The sequence below is a fragment of the Mycolicibacterium houstonense genome, assembly GCF_900078665.2.
GTDB classification, from domain to species: Bacteria; Actinomycetota; Actinomycetes; order Mycobacteriales; family Mycobacteriaceae; genus Mycobacterium; species Mycobacterium houstonense.
This window is the reverse complement of the sequence record NZ_LT546207.1, coordinates 4,442,378-4,446,802: the sequence shown is the minus strand read 5'-3', so window position 1 is coordinate 4,446,802 and position 4,425 is coordinate 4,442,378. Positions and strand designations below refer to the sequence as shown.

The 4,425-nt window shown below is 67.7% G+C and carries 3 protein-coding genes and 1 pseudogene; 3 read left to right on the top strand and 1 reads right to left on the bottom strand.

Annotated elements, in window-relative coordinates:
* Window positions 1-968 precede the first annotated feature (968 nt).
* Entirely contained in the window at window positions 969-1,874 is a 906-nt protein-coding gene (locus BN4332_RS22290) for a cutinase family protein (RefSeq protein WP_338066785.1), read from the top strand.
* Window positions 1,870-2,889, top strand: a pseudogene (locus tag BN4332_RS22285) (TROVE domain-containing protein); the annotation flags it as partial. The gene BN4332_RS22290 and the pseudogene BN4332_RS22285, both read left to right, overlap by 5 nt.
* A gap of 50 nt (window positions 2,890-2,939) precedes the next feature.
* Here BN4332_RS22285 and BN4332_RS22280 read toward each other — a convergent pair.
* Window positions 2,940-3,392 carry a hypothetical protein gene (locus BN4332_RS22280; RefSeq protein WP_066901697.1) on the bottom strand — a complete coding sequence of 151 codons (453 nt, stop codon included), beginning with the start codon at window positions 3,390-3,392 and terminating at the stop codon, window positions 2,940-2,942.
* 147 nt (window positions 3,393-3,539) lie between these two features.
* On the opposite strand from BN4332_RS22280, the gene BN4332_RS22275 reads away from it, so the two are divergent.
* A partial coding sequence (locus tag BN4332_RS22275; RefSeq protein ID WP_066901695.1) for an SPOR domain-containing protein occupies window positions 3,540-4,425 on the top strand: 886 nt, incomplete at its 3' end.

The following is a 4,425-nucleotide window of genomic DNA, read 5'->3' as shown; positions in this document are numbered from 1 at the left end:
GCACATGGCCCCCGAACCCCAGACGCGTCCCGGGCCTGCCCCCGGCCCGGCGCCTGCGGCTCCGGCGTCGAACACCCCGGCGCCGCCACCACCGGGCCCACCCGTACCGGCACCTGTCGCGCCACTGGCCTGAGCCGCCGAACACCCAGAAGCCGAACGCCGAATAATTCGCTCGCGTCGGAGGGTCTGCCCGCGTACCGTTCTGCGAGCCCGGTGATGTGGGCCGAATGTCGGTCGGTTACCACTACGGATGGAGATGTCGCAGGTTCGAATCCTGCCCGCCCCCTACAAGGGGCGGTAGCTCAGTTGGTAGAGCACTTTTCCGGTTGACGCTTCACACGCTCACATCGCCTGGCGCACAAGTGTATTGCCGCCTGCCGAACGTTGATCGGTTATCTGGTGTATTTCGGGTTCGATTCCTGTCTCGACAGCTTCGGCTGTTGTGTCCGGTCAGCACCTCACACGCCGGCGGCGCCACAACCACGAAAACGAAAGGAGTAGCCCCATGGACATTCTGAAGACGATCGGTCTGCGCCGGACGCCGCAGTCGCGGCCCGCGACCCCGGAGCAGGTGCCCAATGCCGCTGGGGGCTACACCTTTTCAGTTGCCGAGTGGCCGCGGGTGCACCGCTTCCTGACGCTGGGCACCGACGGCGGCACCTATTACACCGGAGCCGGTGATTTGACGCGTGACAANCGCGGATCGTGCGCTGTCCGCGGGGCTTTGCGGCCGGCTCCGACGGTGTGCGTGCGCCGGCCGCCGACGGCGGTGTACCCATGGCCCGGAGTGTAGTGCGGTCGGTGCCGTGCTGGTCGGGCGGTTGGCCTGCTCGGCCGGGTTTGTGGTCGCGGGGCAATGGTGCGAAGCGGCCTGCCCGGTTGGGTGCACGACCGGACTCGCGGGCTATCGGTGGGCTGGCCATTGCAGCTACCGAGCCGAAATTGGCTGTGGCTGTCTCGGGTCGACGATGACTGATCGAAAGTTGGTCCGCTCCAGGCCAACTGGGGCTGTTCGGCCTCGCAGGGTGGCGGCGCTGCGCGACGATCGCTTTGCCAGAGTTATTGGCGCGAAGGATAATTCGTCGCTCACGGGCGCGATAAGCCGGGAGGCGGCCGGGGTGTCCGCACCGATTCCTGTGAATTCTCTTTGGTTCTTGAGGGAACTCTATGCCTCCGCTTCTCATCGCGCGAGTGGTGCGGAGTCATGTCAGCATGAATTGGTGGGGAAATTCGGAAGTGCCGGTTTGGTTGCCGTCATGGCGGGGGCGGCTTCCGTGATGAGCACCATGGCGATGCCGTCCGCCGATGCGGCACCGTGTCCGGATGCCGAGGTGATATTCGCCCGCGGCACCATGGAAGCGCCCGGTGTCGGTGATACGGGAACGGCGTTCATCGATACCTTGCGCGCCCATGTCGCGCCGAAATCGGTGGAGGTGTATCCCGTCGATTACCCGGCCACCACGGATTTCCCAACTGCCGTACGGGGAATCGAGGACGCGCGGGCCAGAATCCTGTCCACGGCCGCGAACTGCCCGGACACCAAGATGGTGCTCGGCGGGTTCTCTCAGGGCGCGGCTGTCATCGGATTCGTCACCGCAAGTGTTGTGCCCGACGGAGTTTCGCCGGACGAGGTGCCGGCACCCATGCCGCCGGAGGTGGCAGACCACGTGTCGGCGGTTGCCCTGTTCGGGAAGCCGTCGCCGCGGTTCATGAAGGTGCTCAACAATCCGTCGATCGTCGTCGGGCCGAATTACACGGCCAAGGCCATCGACTTGTGCGTCGACAACGACCTGGTGTGTGACCCGCAGGGCCGCAGCTTCGGTATTCACACCCAGTACTACCAAGAGGGCCTGGTGGAGCAGGGNGGCCGGTGAGCGCACCGCGGCGCGGCCGGCGGTGCGGGCCGAGGTGGTTCCTGATGAGCTGGCCATCATCGCCGACTTCGAGGACGCGCAGGCGGCCACGGCGCCGGCGCGGTGGGTCGAGATCATCGGCCGGGGTAACGGATTGTCGTGGGAGATGCTGCCCGATGCGGCGCTGGGCGAACCGGCGGTGTGGGAGGCGCTGATCGACCACGGCATGCCGCAGACGGCGCTCATGCGTCAGCTGCCTCGCCTGACCCGGCTCGGTCTGTTGTCCGGTGTCGTCGGTGAGACGGTGGCGGCGCAGCTGGCCGACTCGGACCGCTTGGTACAGGCTCGCGTGCACCCGGTGAATGTCCTTGTGGCACAGCGTACCTACGCATCGGGTCGCGGAGCTCGGGGCCAGGCCACCTGGGCGCCGGTGCCACGGATCGCCGATGCGCTGGACGCCGCGTTCTACGCGTCGTACGGCGCGGTGCGACCGGCGGGCAAGCGGACGCTACTGGCACTGGACATCTCGGGTTCGATGGGGATGACCGTGTCGGGGCTGCCGCTGACGTGCCGTGAGGCGTCGGCGGCGCTGGCCCTGGTGACCGCGGCCACCGAGCCGGACCACCGGATCATCGGCTTCACCGCAGGCGGCCGCGGATTCCACCACACGGCCGTCACCGAGCTGGACATCGGCCCACGGCGTCGCCTCGACGACGTGTGCCGGTACACCGCCGGGTTGCCGATGGGCGCCACGGACTGCGCGCTGCCGATGGTGTGGGCGCTGCAGAACCGGGTGGAGGTGGACACGTTCCACATCTACACGGACAACGAGACCTGGTATGGGCAGATCCACCCGCACCAGGCCCTGCAGCACTATCGCCGCCAGATGGGCATCGACGCCCGGTTGGTGGTCGTCGCGATGACGGCGACCCGCAACTCGATCGCCGATCCGGCCGACCCGCGGCAGCTCGACATCTCCGGGTTCGACTCGGCGGTGCCGACGCTGCTGGCCGATTTCTCGCGCGGCGACATCTAGCGCGCCCGCGGCCGGGGGTGGCGGTCTTCGGACCGTCACCCCCGTTTCGGTCAGCCCTTCGGAACGGCGGCCGTCAGCAGCTTGATCGCATCTTTGATGTGTTTGTCCGCCTCGGCGATGGTCACGGCCAACTTCCCCAGCCGGCGGGCACTGTTGGCCGGTGTCAGTTCCGAACATTGGTCGGCCATGCTGCGGAAACCGTCGATGCCTTGCTGCAGGGCGTCGTTGATCTCGACGTCCGGTCCCGGCAGCACCGTGTGTTGCATGGTGTCGAGGTAGGTGCGCATGTCGGTGCAGGCACGGTGCATCGCCGTGTAGTCGGTCTGGTACCCGGAGGACACCATCGCGGACCCGATCGGGCCCATCTTCGCGCCCAGCCCCGCTACCGATTGGAATACCGCCTGACGCCATTCATCGGTCACGGGAGGTGCGGTGGGTGTGCCTGCGACGGCGCATCCGGAGAGCAGGGATGCCGCGGCCGCTGCGGCGACGAGGTACCTCATATGCAATGAGCTTATGGGGTTTCGGCGTGCCGGGGTGCGTCGCTCCAGGCCTGCGGAGTTTGCGCGGTGGATCGCCCGCAGCCACGTGTAAGCGCCATCACACCGGTAACCTGAGTTATGACTGACTAGGCAGATCGGGGGATCGGTATGGATCTCGTGCTCGGCCTCGCGATGACTTCGGGAGCCGTTCGATGGGTGCTCGTCGAAGGCACGACGGGCGAGGGGCGCCCGGTCGACCGTGGAGCGATCTCGTTCGACGACGCCGCCGGCTACGACCCGGACGGTCTGCTGCGCGGATTGGTCGACGACACCGAACACGACGGGCTGCACCGTATCCACGCGATCGGTGTGACGTGGACCAATGACGCCGCGCCGCTGGCCGGCCACATCATGCAGTCCCTGGACACCCGCGGCTACGGAAACGTCTTCGCGGTCTCGGAGATCGAGGCGGCCGGTATGCTGGCCAGTGGCATCGCCGAGATCACCGAGCACGACGACATCGCGGTCTGCATCGTCGAACCCGACGCCGCCGTGGTGGCCATCGTGACCCCCGATGACGTCAGTGCCGACCGGGTCGAGCGGACGGACACCTTTGTCACCGACATCGCCGGGCTGCTCACGCTCACCGGCCGGCCGATCAGCGCGATGTTCATCCTCGGTTCCGACGCTCACCAAGCGGTTGTGGACGCGCTGGCCGAGGCCATCCCGACCCAGGTGATCACGGCCGCCGAAGCCGATCTGGCGTTTGCCCGCGGTGCGGGGCTGGCCGCCGCGCTCGCGGTGAACACCGCGGCCACCCCGGCCAAGAAGGTGCACTGGACGAAGGTCGGCGCGTTGTCGTCGATCGTTGGCGGTGCGTTGGTGACCCTGGTGGTCGCGACCTCGGCCGCGATCGGTGTGCACCTACACCCGGGCGCCGTTCAGGAAACCGCGCAGGCCTCCACCGTCGGCGAATCGGCGCCCGAGGCGCGCCCGGCACCGAAACCGGAGCAGAAGCCCGCCGCCCCGAAGCCGGCCGAGAAGGTCGCGCCCA